The following is a 15,833-nucleotide window of genomic DNA, read 5'->3' as shown; positions in this document are numbered from 1 at the left end:
ATTAAAACAGGCGGGCAAGGCAATTCCCTGTCCACCCGTCCGTCTTTATAAGATCAGTCTTCCGGGTGCTGCGGTTTGGATGCCGTTTCCCAGCCGCCGCTGACATCGGTCAGTTGCGCTTCGATACATTCGACATCAAGCGCAATGGCACCGCCGCCGGACAGGACCAGTTCCACCGTTCCCTCCGGGCCTTCGCCGTTTTGCGTGAAGCGAACGGCAAGCAGGGACAGAACCTGCTCCTTGTTATCGCGGCTAAAGCCATGCGACCGGGCATTTCCGACGCGCTTCAGTGCAAACACGCTGCGGCATCTCTCGGGTGACTGGCCCTTCTTGCTGCCATTTTCCCAGACGAAGCGGTTGGCAGACAGCAGGAACTGGCCGGACTTGTGATCGAAGGACGCGTCTTTCAGTTTGAAGACGCTGTCCTGCATATGGGTTGAAATGACAGAGAGGTCTTCTCCGTCAAGCGCCATCAATTTAAGGCCGCTCATCGTGTCTATGTCCTCATTTCGCGGACAAGGCCGCTTATTCCAATTGATGACTTGGAGATAGGCAGTCGAAGCCCGCTCTACAACCGGCGAGCTCAGAGTCCGCATGAAAACTTCGGACGGGTCGATCCGCCGAGTTCCCAAACGGACTCCTAGATGAGCGATATGTATTAGTCGCTGACGCGCTCGACCTGCGCACCGCAACGGTTTAGCTTTTCTTCCAGACGCTCAAAGCCGCGATCGAGGTGGTAAACGCGCGAAACCATGGTCTCACCTTCCGCCACAAGACCGGCAATGACCAGCGACACGGAGGCGCGCAGATCCGTTGCCATGACCGGCGCACCCTTGAGGCGGGACACGCCTTCGATACGGGCCATCTGTCCGGAAAGCGAAATCTTGGCTCCAAGACGCGCCAGTTCCTGAACGTGCATGAAACGGTTTTCGAAGATCGTTTCGGTGATGTGCGACACACCCTGTGCCCTTGTCATCAGTGCCATGAACTGCGCCTGAAGGTCGGTCGGGAAGCCGGGGAATGGTTCGGTCACGACATCCACGGGATGGATACCGTTGCCATTGCGCACGACGCGCAGGCCGGTCTCGGTTTCGGTGATGGTGGCACCGGCAAGCTTCAGCGTCTCCAGCGCGTTGTCCAGGAGCGAAGCGTTCGTGCCTTCCAGCAGCACATCGCCACCCGTCATGGCAACCGCCATGGCGTAAGTGCCGGTTTCGATACGGTCAGGCAGAACGCGATGGCGTGCGCCAGACAGAGAGGTTACGCCTTCGATGGTGATGGTGGAAGTGCCAGCACCTTCGATCTTGGCGCCCATTGCGGTCAGGCACTGTGCAAGGTCAACCACTTCAGGCTCACGCGCTGCATTGTGAATGACCGTCGTGCCACGTGCCAGCGATGCTGCCATCAGCATGACATGCGTTGCACCGACCGAGACTTTCGGGAAGGTGTAAGTCGCGCCGATCAGGCCACCGGATGGCGCTGTCGCATTGATGTAACCGCCGTCGATTTCCATGTTGGCGCCAAGCGCTTCCAGTCCCTCGATGAAGAGATCGACCGGGCGCGTGCCGATGGCGCAACCGCCCGGCAGCGAAACGCGAGCCTGGCCGTTACGGGCCAGAAGCGGGCCAATAACCCAGAAGCTTGCGCGCATTTTGGAAACGAGTTCGTAAGGTGCCGTCGTATCGACAATGGTGCGGCAGGTGAAATGCACCGTGCGGGAATAGCTTTCGCCCTGGCTTTCGCGGCGACCATTGACGGAGATATCGACGCCATGGTTGCCCAGAATGCGGATCAGCTGTTCGACGTCTGCCAGATGCGGCACGTTTTCCAGTGTCAGCGTATCGCTGGTCAGCAGCGACGCGATCATCAACGGCAAAGCCGCGTTCTTTGCGCCTGAAATGGGAATGATACCGTTGAGTTCGTTACCGCCGGTTATTCTGATGCGATCCATACGTCCCTACGGGCTTTGCGCCCGCCTTTCCTGATGCCGTGCGAAGCACTGCCTGTTCGGCTTTTACGGTCGGTGATGACCGTCAAAATCGCCGAAAAAACAATCTTGCCGCATAATCCGTTAAATTATGCAGTAGATGAAACGCCGCGCTATTTCAATTTTCCGCTGAATGTTTCTTGTCAGCACGATTCGTCCGTTTTTGCGGCAGGCAAACCGATTGTTTCGTCAGCTTCACCGGCACGTCGCGCACGGGCCTGCTGCTTGCGACGGGCAAGGTTCTCGCGCAGCTTTTTGGCCGCCCGCGCCTTGCGCTCGGCCTCCTGCCGTTTGGCCCTGTCGCCCGGGCCGTTCTGGCCGGAAGCAGAGGCCGCTTTATCCGCTAAATTATCGTGATGATCGTCCATGCGCGCAGCAATAGCCGAATTTCGGCCTTTTCAACAGCCCCCGCCGATTTTTGCACCGTGTAATCAAGAAGTCTGAATTTGCGGCTTGCGCTCATCAAAAACCTATGGCAATAGGCGCCCACTTGATGTCGAGCAGATGCTTCGGCACCGGATGCTGCGGTAGCTCAGTGGTAGAGCACTCCCTTGGTAAGGGAGAGGTCGAGAGTTCAATCCTCTTTCGCAGCACCATTCGTAAAAGCCCCGAAATACAGACCATATAGCGCCTTTTAGATACGCTGAGGCTTCAAGCGCACGAAGTTCATCCATACTTTCGTTGAGAATCGCGCAAGCAAAAATCAGCGACTCACTCGTCGCTTCACATCATTCTTGCTTTAAAATCCGGATTGGACGCGGGAAAATACCATATTCGTGAACATCCCGATCTGGGAGCCGACGAAAGGTGCGGACAGGCCGACTGCGACCATGACGGCGATGATCTTGGGCACGAATGTCAGGGTTGCTTCCTGAACCTGCGTGAGCGCCTGAATGAGGCCGATGATGATGCCGACTGCCATGGCAGCAGACACCGCTGGACCCGCTGAAATCAGCACGGTCCAGATGGCACTTCGCATAATGTCGAGAGCGTCGGCCTCGTTCATCTCAGTCCGCTCGATCTAACCGGCGTCACGAAGCCGAGTTGAGGAAGTCAAATAGTCAGTGACGCCGTTTCCGTCTGCAAAGAACGGTATATGATTCGAGATCGACCGTTAAGAGTCTGTTTGGAAACTCGGTGCGGAGAGCCGGCTGATGCGACCCGTCCGACGTTTCCAAACAGGCTTTATGCAGCGGTCTGCGAGATTTTGATGCCCTGACCGATGGCAATCGACGCGCCTGCCGCGGTAGTCGCGGTCAACCCCTCGGAGGTCACTTCCACGGACGTGATGACGCCGGATGTCTTTCCGTCTGCACTCGTAATCGTCTTACCGATATAGGATGACGCATTGGAGAGCGAGGAAGCCGAGATCAGGCTTTCAAGATTGGTGTTGGTCTTGATCGTCTGTTCGACCTGCGAGAAGGTCGCCAACTGCGCGACCTGTTCGCTGGCATCCATCGGGTCGGTCGGATCCTGGTTCTTCATCTGCGCGATCAACAGCTGCAGGAAGTTATCGTAATCCAGCGAGGCCTTGTTCGCATCGGTCTTGGACGTCGACGTCGTGGAGGTCGTCGCTGCGGTGGATGTGGTACCTGTAACTGCGTCTACCATGGTGCGATTTCCCGTCTCAGTTCGTTCACCACCGCAGGGGTGATTTCATGACTGTTGAGAATAGCCTCTTCCTTTGCATAGAGACCGCGAATGGTCTTCAGCGCATCGAATGGGCGACCGGACGATACCGTTGCGTCGATCCGCTTCAGCTCGGAACGAATTTCCTCGTTCTTGAACGTGGTCAGCAGCATGGTGATCGACTTGCGGAACAGGGAAAGCGACTGTTCCTTGCCTTCCGGGTTGATCAGCATCATCTGGACGATGAAATACAGCTGTCTCAAAGGTGTGGTCGTGTCTTCGAGCTGAAGCACATGGTTTTCAAGAAGGAATGTCACATCATTGAGAAATTCCAGAGATACTTTCCTGTCAACGCGCAACACAGCGCCGTTGATGAAGATTTTTTCTCCAGACTTCAAAGAGATCCGCAGCGTACTTTTCATTTTAATCCATCCTTGATGATGGTTGTAACGTCGATAATGCCCTGATAATTCTTCGATTTACGTTTGCGTATCTGCTCGCACTCTCTAAGAATCCAGATAGCGATGGATATCAGGTTGGCTTTTAGTTCAACAGGCAACTCGTTTTCGGGCTGCTTGAGATCGTCAATGAGTCTGGTCCAAACGCGTCGTGTGTAAAAAATTGCCTCGATGCCGTCCTTGCCGTAGCTGTCGTTGTCCTTGGCCACTGCGAGAAGTTCAATCGATCTCTGTAGAACCTGTCTTTCCCTATCGCGGGCGATATTGGGGTCATCCTCCATTATCTCCGCATATGAAAACTGGAACATTCATCTTTCCTTCATGGTCTTAACTGCCACCCGTCATAGGCGTTTCTGTATTCCCTAGAGATAGTTAACCAGGCTCAGGCCCTGTATCTTGGATGTGATGCTGTAGGACGTCTCGACCTGGTTGAGCAGCGTGGTCAGACGTGTGGAGGCCTCATAGGTATCGACGCCAATCAGATTGGTCAGCTGTGTGTCGATGATCGTCTTTTGAGAACTCATATAGGTATTCGCCTTTTCCACGCGTTCCTGGGACAGGCCAATTTTTGCACGCTCGGTATCGATGCCGGAGATCGCAGATCCCGCAAGGCTGGTGGTCGTGTCATTGACGACGGCTAGGGCACTCGAACTCAATCCAGAGTTTACCATCTGCGACGATATCACACTCGCCATGACAAGGCTTTTGAAACCATCCGAATTGGCAGTCGTGGATGTAGATACGGTTTCCGAAGTACTAATGCGACTGCTCATGGTTGTCTCAGAGGCACCCGTCCACTGCGACCAGTCGAAGCTGTCCTGATAATCGGACAGGAACGTTTTCATGTCTTCCGCAGTGGCGGAAGAAGGGTCTGGAAAGGCCGCCGTGAAAGCCTCGTTGAAGTCGTCGGTCACTTGAGTAATGAAGTCGTCACCCAGCGTCTGGACATCAGTGTTGATACCGGAAAAGAGGAATTCGCCGTTTACCGAGGTGTTCGCGTAGCTGACGAAATTTTCCAGCGTGGACTTGGCTGTCGTCTGGGCGACGGCAAGGCTGCTGGTATCCGTGTTGCCGCTGAGCGCGATCACAGAGTTCAGAAGTGTCTGCGCGGAAGACGACATGTTTTCCATGGCAAGCTGTGACGCATCCATGCGCTGTTCGGCGACGGCGTTTGCGTCGATAATCGACTGCAGGCGACCGCTTTCGCGCGTGTAATCCATGCTTGTTGATGTCCGCGTGCCAAGCTCCAGACCGACGTCGGAATAAGTGCCCGTCACGGCTTCCTTCTGAAGCTTGGTGATTTCCGTCTGCGCATTCGAGACGGTCAACTGCATGGCCGTGCTGATGGAAAGAGATGAAATAGCTGTGGTCTTCATATCAGTTCGCGGCCTCCATCAGCGTCTTCAACAGCTCGTCGATGGTCGACATCAGTTTTGCTGCTGCTTTGTAGGATTGCTCGATATCCAGCATCTGGATCAGTTCTTCGTCCAGGTTGACGCCGGTCGAATTGGAATAGCTTTCCTTCGCCTTGGTCAGCATGGCAGATGTGCTTTCCGCAGCCGTCGTCGCATTGCTGCGATACTCTTCGGCCCAACCGGCGGAGTCCGTGGCAAAGCTCAGCAATGTCACATTGGTGGAAATCCCTGCATTGGGATCGAATTCGATCTGCGTGTTGAGTGCTGCCGCGTATTTGTAGAGAAGATCGGAATAGCCGGTCGAACCATCGGTGTTCGGCGAGTCACCCGCAATGCTGCCATCACGAAGCTTTACCGGAGATGCCTTGGCGTCAGCCGATACCGTGATCAGGCCTGCCAGACCTGAAACGAGTTCCGGGGTCTCAAAATCGACTTCAGAACCATCTGACGTCGTGAACAGTCCGGCGATTGCGTTGCCGCCAGTATCCGTCTCGGCAAAGGCACCCATCAAGCCACGGGCGATTTCATCCAGTTGCGACTGGTAGTTGGGGTAGACTTGGTCGCGCAGCTGCAAAAGTGCTGGCAGGCTGCCCTTCGCGTTGGTGTTGCTGCCCTCGCCTGATTTTACAGCGACACCATCGATGTAAATGCTGCTGCCTGTCGCATTGGCATCATAAGCAGCCATCGAGTCGAACGACACGGTTCTGGCACTCGTCTCGAACAGTGTCGTACCATCGCTGGTGTAGAGCACCATATCGTTGTTCGACCGGACAGAGGTCGATACGCCGACAATCTCGGAAATCTGCTTGAGAAGACCTTCGCGCTGGTCGAGCGCATTGTTTGGGTCGCCACCTGAGGATGTTGCCAGCTTGACGGCGTTGTTTGCCGTCTCAAAATCCGACAGAAGCTGGTTGAGCTTGGAAACAGTGGTCGCAATTTCCGTATCGGCATCTGCTCTCAGTGCCTGAACGGATTGTGTCGATGTGTTCAGCGCATTGGCAACATCGGCCGACGCACTGACGACAGCTGAGGCAAGCGTTACGTCGCTTGGTGAAGCCGCATAGGTCTGCAAAGCATTTTGCAAAGTGGAGAGATAGGTGGCAGGTGCCGCCGTATATTCCTCACCGCCCAAAACGACACTGAGAGAATTCATACCGTCGAGAAACTTCTGCTTGCCAGCATCGTCAGACGTGGCGGCCAGAGTCTGCTTCAAAAGCGCGGCATCTTCTGTCCGCTCGATCTTCACAATGGTCGCACCGGTGGACGCATTCGTGGTGGTGATCGCAGTCCGGCGATTGTAATCCGCAGAGCTGGCATTCGATATATTGTTCGAAACGACGCCACTCTGAACAGCATTATTGCTCAGAGTTGCTTTTGTCGTATTAAGCGCCGAAGCAAGCGACATTCACCCGTCCTCTATAACGTTATCGTACCAGATTGATGAGAGTTTCCATCAGATCGGAACCGGTCTGGAAGACCTTTGAGTTTGCGGTGTAGCTACGCTGCGCCTGGATCATCTCGGTCAGCTCGGTCGCGGTATCCACGTTGGAAGATTCGAGCTGTTTTGAATTGATTGTGCCAAAACCGGACGTGCCCGCGAAGCCCAGAGTAACAACACCCGATTCCGCACTGGTCTGGAATACATTGCCTGAGAGTACCGTCAGATTGTCGGGACTTGCGACATCAGCCAGTGGAATCTGGTAGAGCGCGCGAGCAGCGGACTTCGCATAGTTGGCATAAACAGTGCCATCGGCCGACACGGAAACGGACTGCACTGCTTCCGCCGGATTTCCGTTGATGTTACCGCCGTCACCTGTTGATTTACCTGACAGCTGCGTCATGGCGCTAAGGTCAATGGTAATACTCAGGTCGTTATTCGGGTCGTCGATGGTGATCGTTTCGGGATCAGTGAGTGTACCGATATCATAGTTCATTGTCTCAGGACCGGAGACTGGGCCTTCGGAATACGGGAACCCGCCATTCGTCGATTTTGAAGCGTCATAGACGGTGACTTCCCATGCGTCCTCATCTGTCTTGGCGAAGTAGAAATCATACTTCACCGTCTCGCCATAAGCATTGTAGCCCGTCATCGAGGTTTTCAGAATGCCACTTTTTTCAAGGTCAAGGGTGGAAGGATTCTCGCTTGGCAGAACGTCCGCGATCTCAGCAGATTTGTTGAGGTTACCCTCCAATGAGCCCAAAGTGGAAGCAGTGGCCGTTAGACCGTTTGCCCCAATATTAACCGGCACCAGACCGTCATAGCTGTTGACGACAGTTGTCGGCGTTGTTCCATTGTTCTGGTAGCCAAGAAGCGTGAAGCCTGCATCATTGACAAGATTGCCATTGTCATCTGCTGTGAAAGAGCCGGCACGCGTCAGGAAAATACTGCCCGATGCATCCTGAACAACGAAGAAGCCATCGCCATTGATGGCAAGGTCCGTCGGGGATTGCGTTGCGACAGTCGCACCAGCCTGAGAAATCGAATATTTGACCTTGGTATCGACGCCACCGGAGTTGTAGTTGCCGCCGCCGCCGCCAGAATTTAGAACAAGGGAAGAAAACGCGGTCGATGCGCTTTTGTAACCAGTCGTGCTGGCATTAGCGATGTTGTCGCCGACAGTGCCCAGCTTGTTGGACTGGGCATTCATGCCGGATACGGCTGTTTTCATCGTTCCAAAAAGGCTCATTTCGAATCCTCTGTTCTCATCTGTAGCGAAGTTAGGATGCAAGCCTTGCGTGAGGCTGTCTGCTTTTCTCTCCGATTGAAAAAACCGGTCAAAAAGAAAGTCTTGGGTGGAACCTTTCATCGATTCGCGAATTTAATCCGCAACCGATGGTGACGCCTAACTATCGATAGTTACACGATAAAACAAAAACGCCGTGGGCTGTTTGGACCCACGGCGCGTATCTTATGAAGCTTCGTTCTGTTTGCCAAAAATCGCTTCTGGATTTTCAGCTACACTCGCTCAGCTCCAGTCGATGCAGTAACCCAGAAACCGCTTCGAATCGATTGGGTCGAAACCGAGCTTCTTGCGCAGCTTCTTGCGCAGCTTGCTGATGTGGCTTTCGACGACGTTTTCTTCGACTTCTTCGTCGAAGATGCCGTAGATCGCGTTGAATATCTGCGCCTTGGACACGCGCCGACCGCGGTTTGCGATTAAGTATTCGAGGATACGGCGCTCACGGCGCGGCAATGGGAATACCTCGCCACTAACTTCCGGATCGCGTCCATCGGAGAAAACGCGGATCGGGCCCGCATCTGTAAAATTCGTGAGAACCGACAGGCGACGGCGAATTGCCGCTGCGCGTGCCAGTATCTCTCTTGGATGAACTGGCTTGCGGACGACATCGTCCACGCCACAGTCAAACAGGGCCAAGGTAGCGTCCAGGGAATGATGATCGCTAACTGCGATCACCGGTGCCTGAGAGCGATCCCGGATGGTGCGTGGCAACTCGTGAGTCGTGTCTGCCTGACCAATCAAAAACGCTTCGATTGCCGCAATATCGGAATCCGCCGCCGAGTGGACCCATTCGCCAAATTCTGCTGGATCAAATCCAGTCGAGGGAATTCCCTCTCGCCCAAAAAGGGCTGTGTACCCGTCCTTAACAAGCTTGCGCTCATCAACTACCACGATCATTCGTCCGCCTCCGAATCAGTGTAGCCAATCTACAAGCATGGGTGTACGAATCGCGGGAATCTCCCACAACTACGAAATAACACAGGCATTAATTAATAATTGATTAACCATATTGTCCCGATTTGATCTATATCTAGTATGACTTTTCAAATTTAGGGATATTTTTTCGGGGGAAAAGTGCGAGTCAAGCCACTTAGTTGTTGCAGAGTCGTTTTTGACCGAATCTCGCCGCATTTGTTTGAAGGTCGTCAGATAGGCGATTTATAAAACTCTAAGTTGCCGCGCCGGCACAGAAGGTTCGCGCATTGGCAGTCCATTTCCCATAACCCGTGGCAATCAGGTTACTAATGACCCGGCACACATATCGTTGTTGCGCGGGGTCGTTATTGGGTCCGGCATGGTATCTGGCTACCGCCATCGTCCATGTGTCGTGCCGGTCATGGAGCCTTTTGAGGAACTGCGCGGCATAGGCGACGTTCTTCGCGGGGTCGAACATATCAGCAACGGAAGCGAATTCGGCGCCGTGAAAATAGACGTTGATCTGCATGCAACCGATGTCGATCAGCTTCGCGCCGCCACGCCGGGCATCATCAACCATCCTGTAGGCCTCAGGCATGCTCTGCGGAAAATAGGCTTTGCCTTCGATGTTGATTGCATAGGGGCTCAAAGAGCCCTTGCGGCCCGTCTCCGTCAGACCGACCGAATAGAGAATACCTTCGGGTATTCCATATCGGCCAGCTGCTGCCTGTATCTGCCGCTCGCAGTCAACCGTTGCTGCGGGCTGGGAAGCCTCACAGGTAAAGGTGGTCAGGACGAGCGCTGGAATTGCGAGCAGGGGCTTCAGACGGTGAAGTGCTTTCATGGCTGATGGCTTCCTCTCTAACGCGCGTTCCAGACTGTCTGTTGAACTGTTCCTGGGGCTTTTCTTCATGGCCGCGTTGGCCTTGTTGTGTGCTCTGCTGTCCAGGATCGGATGGTTGACGGTTGCCGGTGCTGCTATCCTGCCGTTCAGTGTTGCTTGCCAGCGTCACGGTAACCTGATCGACACTGAAACCCTGCGCTTTCAAGGCGTCCAGAATGCCGTTGCTGTCTTTTTGCAGCTCGCTATAGCCCTTCAGCGTGTGCGCGGTCAGCTGGACACTGAGGTCATCCCCCACCAGCTTAAGCGCCGCCGTTACGTGCCCCAGCTCCACCGGCGCCATCTGTATCTTCAGAACGTGAACGACCTGCCCGGTGCTGGCAATCATCGGAGAGTTACTGGTCTGGCCAGCCATTGTGGCGGCCCAATCCGGGTCTGCAGCCATGGCGCTGGTAATCGCCGTCGTATTGGTAGGTGCCGCAAGACCGACAAATCGTCTGCTTTCCACGACCTGCACAACATCGGCAACATCACCGGTGGCCGTTGTCACATCAAGCTTCTTCGATCCATCTTCCTGTGTGGCGATGTGAAGATCGACGGACGGCACGTCCTGCTTCTGCAATCTGACGACAGTGGCTGTTGTATCAGCACTTCCGGCGAGAGCGTCTTCACCAAGAGCTGCTCCCGATATTGCTTCCAGAGCCGAACCCTCGGTTCCCTTGGCCTGCGGCGCATTCTGCGCAACAGGTTGAGCAACCGGCATTGCAGTCGATGCAAGCAAGGACAGCAAATCCATGTTTTCATTGGCAGCAGCAACCGGTGTAGCATCGACGTCGGTCGCCTCGTCACCGCCCTCATCTGTCGTCTCATCCGTCGCAGAAGAGCCAGCCAGCTTGCTCAACGCCGTCACGAGCTTTGCCAGATCGCTGACTTCAGGGAGCGTCTCATTCTCAGCTAGCGCATCGAAAGGATTGCCAAGATTGGTCGGCATCACCTGCGGAACCTTCACGTCCATGACCGGGCTTGTCCCATCCACCGGGAGCGTCACCGTTGTTTCGCTCAGAGACTGTGTGACGGGTGTGGCGGCTGGCTCCAGAAAGAGCGTGTTGGGCGCGGCAGGCTTGCTGACGACGGTTTGTGTCTGATCGACCGGCGCTGCTGTACCGCTTTGCGCAGCGGGTGCGGCTTTTTGATCAGCACTAGAATTTGCGGAAGCGCTAGTGGAGGAGCCCTGTTTGGAGGAGCCGCCTTTGTCGAGCGAACTCATGGTGTCGGAAAAGCCCGATCCCCCACGCTTCGATCCATTATCCCTATCCTGCCGCGTCGCCTGGCTGGCGACTTCGGTTTTACTCGGAACAATCGTTGCTAAGACATTCATCCTACTTCTCCTCCTGCTCCAACAAAGAATCTATCTCGTTCAAACGAGCCCGGCTCTTGTCGAAAAATTCCTTCAATGGCGCTCCGGCAACGGCTTGGCCTGTCTGTTCCTGCATCTTCGTGTCTTCGTTACTCGCCTGCACAACAGCCGCACTTTCGCCCGTCGGGTTTTCACCCGGCCGCCCGGAAGGGTTTTCGGCAGTCGGTACTCTCACGATCTGTTCGGCAATTGCTTTTGCAGCGTCGCGCAAAGCCAGATCACGTTCGGACAGTTCATCATTCGGTATGCTTGCCAGTAGCTCGCTGGCAGTGTGGACGCCCTCGCTTGGAACGCTGGCCAGCCCGGAATAGAGTTTCGACAGAGGGGCACGCGATATATCGCCGGTTTCCGATGTCAGCAGGGTCGCCTGCTCCGTTGCAAAACGCGCAAGCTCGCTCTGCCCGCGCAAGGACGCTTGTCGCGCAATGCGCAGATAGATTTCCTCAGCGCGCGCCGGGTCCATCAACTGGGTGATCTCTTCGATCTTTTCCTTCGGAACCGTTGCGAAGCCTTCAACTGCGAAATTCACGAACAGATCCGCAAACTGAGACGCATAGGGCGAATGCAGAAAGCGAACTGCGTATTTGCGGATATAACTCAGCGCCTTGTCATGATCCTTGGCCTGGATCATCGCGATGATCGACCGCCTTAGCGCCGCCTCTTCTATGATGGTGCCCGGGGCGGTTAAGCGTGCATCGTCAAAAAAGGCCAGTGATGCGACCGGATCTCGGTTGACGGTGATATTGCCCGCAATCAGCATAAGATAGGGACCAAGCACGCCCTTGCGATATTCCGGAAGAATATCGGTCAGGATCTTTTCGACCTGGCTGCCGCGTCCGTTCAAGTACTTTTGCAGGATGTTGGTGATGCGGGTATCGAAATGGCCCTGCACATCCCTCGCCACGAGATAATCCAGCGTTTGCGGGTTACCGCCGCTCATGATGTACGCGAGTGCTGCATCGGCATTGCGCGAATCTTCGAAAATCGCTGCATCGGCTGTTCGCAGGGTCGAGTCGATCGTCTCTAGAAGATATTTCTGCATCTCCCGCGCGGAGTGATCCCCCATGACCACCGAGTCCTGGACGAACTGGAGGGACCGCAGGATCTTGGCTGGCGGCAAATCGCTCTGGGCGTATCCGTAACTGGTGCTGGCCAGCCACGGAATACCCAGAAACAAGACAGCAATGCGAGTCGATCTCATCATCCGCTGCCTCAACTATCCTCTAGCAATATTTCGATACGGCGGTTTGCCCCGTTCAGCGGGTCATCCGTGCTTTGCAAACGGCGGTCGGCAAAGCCTGACAGCTGCTTGATGCGCGTTTCATCGAGACCACCGCGTGACAGCATGTAATAGGCGGCGTGAGCGCGATCCATCGACAGCGTCCAGTTGTCTTTGCCGCCGCTGCTGTAAGGCCGTGCATCCGTATGACCACGAATGACGACTGCGCCTTTTTGCTTGCTCAGAACTTCACCGATTTTTTCCATCGCCATCACGAGGTCTCTCTGCGGCACCGCAGAGCCCACGTCGAACATGGCCGTATTGGATTTTTCCGAAATGGTGATCAGCGTGCCACCTTCAGCTGGCGTCACGACGATGCCTTCTGCGAGCTTGCCAGCTACACCGGAAACCTGTTGGGCAATCTCTTCCCGCAGTTCCTCGGTTGTCTTGTCTTCTTTCTGCGCCGTGTCCACTGCCGTCTTCGCAGACGCATCCGCTTTGGCGGTTTTCGTCTGGTTTTGCTTCGGCGGCAAATCGCCTATCTCATCGATAGAGCCGGAAGGAAGGTTCTTCGAATTGGCATTGGCGATCTGGGTCGGCGTGGACGGCTCGCTGTCACTGATGACGCTTGCCGTATCCTGCGCCACGGTTTTGGCTTTCGGATCTGTCTTCTTCTGCGGCTTTTCAGGCAAAGCCGTGTCCTGAATGGCGACGCCACCCTGGTCTGGGCGTACATCGATCTGCTTGCTCCAGAAATCCGGATCGAAGGGATCGCGGTACGCTTCACCGCCAGATGCACCAGTCGAAGGGCCGGATTGGCTTGCGCCGCCCTCCCCCTTGGAACTCACATTGGCCTGCTGGCCCACTTCCTGCGCAATTTCCGCAAGAACCGCATAGGGGTTTTCGAAGAATGCAGCTTCGGAATAGGCCGTCTTGTCGCCCGCTGACGACGTCATGTCTTCACCGCTGGCCGCGGCTGCCGCGTCCTGCGGCTTTTCGGATTTGGTGTCGGAGGTCTGCTGCGTCTGCTCGCCCTTCGCCGTTTTGGCAGGCTGCTTCATGCCCCGGTCAGCTGGCTTTTCATCCGTCAGTTTGATTGGATTGAAGTAGCTGGCAACGGATGCCTTCGTTTCCTCGTTTGAGGCATTGACCAGCCACATCACGAGGAAGAAGGCCATCATGGCGGTCATGAAGTCCGCATAGGCAATTTTCCAGGCGCCACCATGGGCTCCGTCATGGCCACCCTTCTGACGCTTGACGACAATGATTTCGTTTTTGCCGTGATGGTGATTTTCGCCTTCACTCATCCGCCAGACCTCTTACGCTCTGGAAAAACTCCGAAAGTCTTGTCATCAAAACCGAGTTATCCAATTGAACTTTAATATCAATATCTGCTGAAACTTCGTAATCGACCTGGTTGTCGACCGAGCCCAGATCCTCGCGAATGCGCGCCAGCAGGGCATCAGGTCCTGTGATTTTAATCGTGCCCGCAAATCCACCTTCGATTTCGCGAATGATCTGGGCCGAAAGATCGGAGGACGCGTTTGTGGCAAGGTCACGTTCCATGACCTTGGAGAAAAGACGGAAACAAGCGACCTCAACATTGCTGGCGATAGCCTGCTTCATCGAAATGACCGACGTGGCGAGGTGACTTGCAATCTCGTCTTCGTACCGCGTCCGCATTGCGGTCATTTCTTCGTCATGCAGCGCACGCAAGGCGTCTAATTCGCTCTCATGGGCTTTTTGCGCTGTTCGCGTGCCAGCCTCTTCGCCTTCCGCAAAGGACTTGCGTTTCTCTTCATCGAGATCAACGGTGATTTCAGGCGCGGCGGGCCAATTGTTCTCAAAGCTGGAAACAGGCATCTCCAGCTCGGGTACGACAGGCACTTCAGGCGGCACGAACTGGCTGAAGTCCTTGAGATATTTGCTCAGCGCTCCGCTCACAGACGCACCTCGCCCGACATCGCACTTGTCTTTTCTCTGGATAAGAAAGTCATGAAATAACCCGCAAGGCATTCAGATACGAGCAACAGAGCAACGCACTCTTCAACAGTGCGGAAACTCGGCAGCAATTCAGCCTCTTAAATTAGAGAGTCAAACTTGTGCGAGGATGAACCCCACCACAGATCACGCAAAGAGATTGGCGAGGGCCTTTTTATGGTTGTTGGCCATGGAGACAACCTGAACCGCCAGATCACGCTGGGTTTCGTAAGCCTTCAGCTTGGTCGATTCTTCTTCCATATCGGCATCGACCAAACGGCTAACGCTTTTATCAAGCGAATCCCGCAAAGAGGCGACGAAGGTCGATTGCTGATCGATGCGGTTCGACATGGTTCCCAGTGAGGACCCCAGAGAATTCAGCTTGTTCGACAACTGCCCGACGACATAAACCATGTCGTCCAATTCGTCCGGCGTCGTTGCACTGGAAACGGAAATCTCAGTGCCGGAAGCGCCTGTCGTCGATCCCGCATCGACAAGATAATAGTCCCGTGCGCCACCACCGGCGTCCGCATCACGGGCGCTGGCGTCTACAGCTGCGGTCAACAAACCGCGGCTGGCATCACTGGTATCAACGAGCGTCGTTTCTGCGGTGTTTACATCCAGATATTGTAGCTCGACCGACCCCTGCACACCCTTATGATACGCGTAGGGCACCGATTTTACGTCTGCGAGTTGCTCCGACGTATTATAAAGCCAGTTGTCGCCGGAGAAGCTCGCTGCCTGTGACACCGACTTGAGGTTCTCTTTCAAAGCGGAGATGGCGCTGTTGATCTGTCCCCGATCGGCGCCCGGTTCGTATGCTGTGGTCAACTGCGTCATGATCTGATCGACCACATTGATGAGCGAGGTCACCGCTTCATAAGCCGTATCGACCTTGGATACTCCCAGATCCAGCGCGTCACCCACGCTGGACAAGACGCTTCCATCCGATTTCAGATTGGTTGCTGTTGACCAATAGCCGGAATTATCCGCAGCCGACCCAATCTTATAACCTGAGGTCACGCGTTCCTGTGTTTTCTGAAGCGTATCGTTGCTGAACAAAAGCGTCTGAAGCGCACTCTGCACGGAGCCGGAGGAAATAATCTTGGTCATGATACCTACATCGGTCGGGGATTAAGAGGACATGCCAGATTATCTGGCGAAAGCCGCACTCTCATCATGAAGAGGCTTGGATACGAAGCGATAGGACCTTCGCATGGCTCAGGGTTAA

17 protein-coding genes and 1 tRNA gene are annotated in these 15,833 nt (G+C 54.9%); 1 reads left to right on the top strand and 17 read right to left on the bottom strand.

The window, feature by feature from the left end:
- Window positions 1-53: 53 nt before the first annotated feature.
- The 3 genes from AC27VJ_RS02335 to AC27VJ_RS02325 all read right to left on the bottom strand — a co-directional run bounded on the left by AC27VJ_RS02335 (window position 54) and on the right by AC27VJ_RS02325 (window position 2,355).
- A complete protein-coding gene (locus tag AC27VJ_RS02335) occupies window positions 54-491 on the bottom strand; it encodes a DUF2948 family protein (RefSeq protein ID WP_488682653.1) in 438 nt (145 codons plus the stop codon).
- 167 nt (window positions 492-658) lie between these two features.
- Window positions 659-1,951: a UDP-N-acetylglucosamine 1-carboxyvinyltransferase gene (gene murA / locus AC27VJ_RS02330; protein ID WP_353576934.1), complete on the bottom strand. Its 1,293-nt coding sequence runs from the start codon at window positions 1,949-1,951 to the stop codon at window positions 659-661.
- Between the two features lie 179 nt (window positions 1,952-2,130).
- A complete protein-coding gene (locus AC27VJ_RS02325) occupies window positions 2,131-2,355 on the bottom strand; it encodes a hypothetical protein (RefSeq protein WP_488682652.1) in 225 nt (74 codons plus the stop codon).
- 153 nt (window positions 2,356-2,508) lie between these two features.
- Here AC27VJ_RS02325 and AC27VJ_RS02320 point away from each other — a divergent pair.
- Window positions 2,509-2,583, top strand: a tRNA-Thr gene (locus AC27VJ_RS02320).
- Window positions 2,584-2,726: 143 nt separating this feature from the next.
- On the opposite strand, the gene fliQ is transcribed toward AC27VJ_RS02320, so the two are convergent.
- The 14 genes from fliQ to AC27VJ_RS02250 all read right to left on the bottom strand — a co-directional run bounded on the left by fliQ (window position 2,727) and on the right by AC27VJ_RS02250 (window position 15,715).
- A complete protein-coding gene (fliQ, locus tag AC27VJ_RS02315; RefSeq protein ID WP_113089723.1) occupies window positions 2,727-2,993 on the bottom strand; it encodes a flagellar biosynthesis protein FliQ in 267 nt (88 codons plus the stop codon).
- Window positions 2,994-3,172: 179 nt separating this feature from the next.
- The gene (gene flgD / locus AC27VJ_RS02310; RefSeq protein ID WP_113089722.1) at window positions 3,173-3,598 is read right to left on the bottom strand and encodes a flagellar hook assembly protein FlgD; all 426 of its coding nucleotides are present in this window, start codon (window positions 3,596-3,598) and stop codon (window positions 3,173-3,175) included.
- On the bottom strand, window positions 3,592-4,038 hold the full coding sequence (gene flbT, locus AC27VJ_RS02305; RefSeq protein WP_062586496.1) for a flagellar biosynthesis repressor FlbT: 447 nt from the start codon (window positions 4,036-4,038) through the stop codon (window positions 3,592-3,594). Before flbT ends, flgD begins: the two co-directional genes overlap by 7 nt.
- On the bottom strand, window positions 4,035-4,382 hold the full coding sequence (flaF, locus tag AC27VJ_RS02300) for a flagellar biosynthesis regulator FlaF (RefSeq protein ID WP_113089721.1): 348 nt from the start codon (window positions 4,380-4,382) through the stop codon (window positions 4,035-4,037). The genes flbT and flaF overlap by 4 nt, the downstream gene beginning before the upstream one ends.
- Before the next feature lie 54 nt (window positions 4,383-4,436).
- Window positions 4,437-5,450 (bottom strand): flagellar hook-associated family protein, encoded by a 1,014-nt coding sequence (locus AC27VJ_RS02295; RefSeq protein ID WP_353576932.1) that lies wholly within the window; start codon window positions 5,448-5,450, stop codon window positions 4,437-4,439.
- 1 nt (window position 5,451) lies between these two features.
- The gene (gene flgK / locus AC27VJ_RS02290) at window positions 5,452-6,894 is read right to left on the bottom strand and encodes a flagellar hook-associated protein FlgK (protein ID WP_488682651.1); all 1,443 of its coding nucleotides are present in this window, start codon (window positions 6,892-6,894) and stop codon (window positions 5,452-5,454) included.
- Between the two features lie 19 nt (window positions 6,895-6,913).
- Complete coding sequence (locus AC27VJ_RS02285; RefSeq protein ID WP_353576930.1) at window positions 6,914-8,176, bottom strand: flagellar hook protein FlgE; 1,263 nt, start codon at window positions 8,174-8,176, stop codon at window positions 6,914-6,916.
- A 279-nt stretch (window positions 8,177-8,455) separates the two neighbouring features.
- Complete coding sequence (locus tag AC27VJ_RS02280) at window positions 8,456-9,127, bottom strand: response regulator transcription factor (protein WP_113089717.1); 672 nt, start codon at window positions 9,125-9,127, stop codon at window positions 8,456-8,458.
- Window positions 9,128-9,398: 271 nt separating this feature from the next.
- The gene (locus tag AC27VJ_RS02275; RefSeq protein ID WP_488682650.1) at window positions 9,399-9,989 is read right to left on the bottom strand and encodes a transglycosylase SLT domain-containing protein; all 591 of its coding nucleotides are present in this window, start codon (window positions 9,987-9,989) and stop codon (window positions 9,399-9,401) included.
- Window positions 9,919-11,364 (bottom strand): flagellar hook-length control protein FliK, encoded by a 1,446-nt coding sequence (gene fliK, locus AC27VJ_RS02270; RefSeq protein WP_488682649.1) that lies wholly within the window; start codon window positions 11,362-11,364, stop codon window positions 9,919-9,921. Before fliK ends, AC27VJ_RS02275 begins: the two co-directional genes overlap by 71 nt.
- Window position 11,365: 1 nt before the next feature.
- Window positions 11,366-12,607: a chemotaxis protein gene (locus AC27VJ_RS02265; RefSeq protein WP_488682648.1), complete on the bottom strand. Its 1,242-nt coding sequence runs from the start codon at window positions 12,605-12,607 to the stop codon at window positions 11,366-11,368.
- An 8-nt stretch (window positions 12,608-12,615) separates the two neighbouring features.
- Window positions 12,616-13,929 carry a MotB family protein gene (locus AC27VJ_RS02260; protein WP_488682647.1) on the bottom strand — a complete coding sequence of 438 codons (1,314 nt, stop codon included), beginning with the start codon at window positions 13,927-13,929 and terminating at the stop codon, window positions 12,616-12,618.
- Entirely contained in the window at window positions 13,922-14,566 is a 645-nt protein-coding gene (locus tag AC27VJ_RS02255) for a hypothetical protein (RefSeq protein WP_488682646.1), read from the bottom strand. Before AC27VJ_RS02255 ends, AC27VJ_RS02260 begins: the two co-directional genes overlap by 8 nt.
- Window positions 14,567-14,749: 183 nt before the next feature.
- Complete coding sequence (locus AC27VJ_RS02250) at window positions 14,750-15,715, bottom strand: flagellin N-terminal helical domain-containing protein (RefSeq protein WP_488682645.1); 966 nt, start codon at window positions 15,713-15,715, stop codon at window positions 14,750-14,752.
- Window positions 15,716-15,833 lie beyond the last annotated feature (118 nt).

Source organism: Agrobacterium sp. 20P9.1.2, assembly GCF_057799395.1.
The sequence above is the reverse complement of the archived record's forward strand: the minus strand, read 5'-3'. Positions and strand labels throughout refer to the sequence as shown.

Bases quoted from the DNA above. Each gene is read 5' to 3' on its own strand.
- AC27VJ_RS02260 (WP_488682647.1), bottom strand. From the start codon at position 13,929: ATGAGTGAAGGCGAAAATCACCATCACGGCAAAAACGAAATCATTGTC.
- AC27VJ_RS02285 (WP_353576930.1), bottom strand. From the start codon at position 8,176: ATGAGCCTTTTTGGAACGATGAAAACAGCCGTATCCGGCATGAATGCC.
- flgD (WP_113089722.1), bottom strand. From the start codon at position 3,598: ATGGTAGACGCAGTTACAGGTACCACATCCACCGCAGCGACGACCTCC.
- flaF (WP_113089721.1), bottom strand. From the start codon at position 4,382: ATGTTCCAGTTTTCATATGCGGAGATAATGGAGGATGACCCCAATATC.
- AC27VJ_RS02275 (WP_488682650.1), bottom strand. From the start codon at position 9,989: ATGAAAGCACTTCACCGTCTGAAGCCCCTGCTCGCAATTCCAGCGCTC.
- AC27VJ_RS02280 (WP_113089717.1), bottom strand. From the start codon at position 9,127: ATGATCGTGGTAGTTGATGAGCGCAAGCTTGTTAAGGACGGGTACACA.
- flbT (WP_062586496.1), bottom strand. From the start codon at position 4,038: ATGAAAAGTACGCTGCGGATCTCTTTGAAGTCTGGAGAAAAAATCTTC.
- fliQ (WP_113089723.1), bottom strand. From the start codon at position 2,993: ATGAACGAGGCCGACGCTCTCGACATTATGCGAAGTGCCATCTGGACC.
- AC27VJ_RS02265 (WP_488682648.1), bottom strand. From the start codon at position 12,607: ATGATGAGATCGACTCGCATTGCTGTCTTGTTTCTGGGTATTCCGTGG.
- AC27VJ_RS02250 (WP_488682645.1), bottom strand. From the start codon at position 15,715: ATGACCAAGATTATTTCCTCCGGCTCCGTGCAGAGTGCGCTTCAGACG.
- murA (WP_353576934.1), bottom strand. From the start codon at position 1,951: ATGGATCGCATCAGAATAACCGGCGGTAACGAACTCAACGGTATCATT.
- fliK (WP_488682649.1), bottom strand. From the start codon at position 11,364: ATGAATGTCTTAGCAACGATTGTTCCGAGTAAAACCGAAGTCGCCAGC.
- AC27VJ_RS02335 (WP_488682653.1), bottom strand. From the start codon at position 491: ATGAGCGGCCTTAAATTGATGGCGCTTGACGGAGAAGACCTCTCTGTC.
- AC27VJ_RS02295 (WP_353576932.1), bottom strand. From the start codon at position 5,450: ATGAAGACCACAGCTATTTCATCTCTTTCCATCAGCACGGCCATGCAG.
- AC27VJ_RS02325 (WP_488682652.1), bottom strand. From the start codon at position 2,355: ATGGACGATCATCACGATAATTTAGCGGATAAAGCGGCCTCTGCTTCC.
- flgK (WP_488682651.1), bottom strand. From the start codon at position 6,894: ATGTCGCTTGCTTCGGCGCTTAATACGACAAAAGCAACTCTGAGCAAT.